Source organism: Rothia sp. HSID18069 (assembly GCF_003989155.1).
In the GTDB taxonomy this organism is placed as follows: Bacteria; Actinomycetota; Actinomycetes; order Actinomycetales; family Micrococcaceae; genus Rothia; species Rothia aeria.
Window position 1 is genome coordinate 1 of the sequence record NZ_RBMG01000021.1, and the last position, 1,143, is coordinate 1,143.

Consider the following 1,143-nt stretch of genomic DNA (forward strand, 5'->3'; position numbering starts at 1 on the left):
ATCATCGCAACGTCTACGCGCAGGCACTTTCTGAAGGACTAAGCGTCGTCGAATCTGACAACTCCAAGGCAAAAGCTGAAATCCAGCTCCTTACCCAGGAAATCACCCGCCTATAACCCAACCACCGAAGAAGAGGACAACTCATGGCACATAAAATCAACAAAAAGAACCCCACCGGGAATCTAACCCGCTGGCCAGCCGGCCTTAACCAAGAACGCCAACGCACCCGGCGGGCCGATCCCGACGCATTCGTGAACGGGGCAGAGAAACAAAACCTGGATGCCGCCGAAGAAACCCGTAAACTCGACCCCGAAGCCCGCGCGAACTTCCGCCGCCGTGGAGACAAAATCAACATCTACGTCATCCGCGGAACCCGTCAGCAACGTGAACTCCTCAAGCACGCCGCCGAGAAAGAAAACACCAGCATGCAAAAACTCATCTGGGATCACCTCATCCGTGAACTCGAAGAAAAATACGGAGCCGACCTACCCCTCAACAACCTCTAGAAAGGACGAAAAAGATGCACCACCCTATGCTTCCACTAATAGCTCTTGCCCTTTTCGTTAGTACATTCCTCGTAATGACCTTACTCTGGTACTACTATCATCAAGAGGATAAGAAATCGGAGGATCGCGAAGAACATATCTACGTTATCCGCGTAACCAAACAGCAACGCGAGCTCCCCAAGCACGCCGCCGAGAAGAAAAACGTTTCTGGGAAAAAGTCATCCGTGACCTCGAAGAAAAATAGCCGACCTACCCCTCAATAATCTCTAAAATTACGGGGTCATATGATATGAACTCAATATCATATGACCCCACAGCCTTACCCACACCCAGGCAACGAAAGTTACCCCCGGGTAACTTCCCAACCGACACTCTGGAAGGGCTGGAATATGAACCAGCGAGAAGAAAAACGCTTCTGGGAAAAAGTCATCAAAGGCCCTACCGAAAACGCGTGCTGGATATGGACAGGTGCAATCGGCGACGACGGATACGGAAGGTTCTGGACACAAACCCCCGACGGAGGCCAGCGTATGCTACGTGCGCATCGCGCAGCAGCAGAAATTATTTACGGCGTAGAAGCGATTACTGATCAGCTTGTTACGCACCTATGCGATAATCCGCTGTGCGTCCGCGCAGA

At 51.7% G+C, this 1,143-nt stretch carries 2 protein-coding genes and 1 pseudogene; all 3 read left to right on the forward strand.

Annotation, left to right across the window (positions count from 1 at the left end; translation table 11 throughout):
* Positions 1 to 143: 143 nt before the first annotated feature.
* Positions 144 to 506, forward strand: a complete 363-nt coding sequence (locus tag D8M41_RS11390) for a hypothetical protein (RefSeq protein ID WP_126927072.1) — start codon at positions 144 to 146, stop codon at positions 504 to 506.
* Positions 507 to 580: 74 nt separating this feature from the next.
* Positions 581 to 769 (forward strand): hypothetical protein, encoded by a 189-nt coding sequence (locus D8M41_RS11395; protein ID WP_126927073.1) that lies wholly within the window; start codon positions 581 to 583, stop codon positions 767 to 769.
* Positions 770 to 895: 126 nt separating this feature from the next.
* A pseudogene (locus tag D8M41_RS12050) lies at positions 896 to 1,143 on the forward strand (hypothetical protein); the annotation flags it as partial.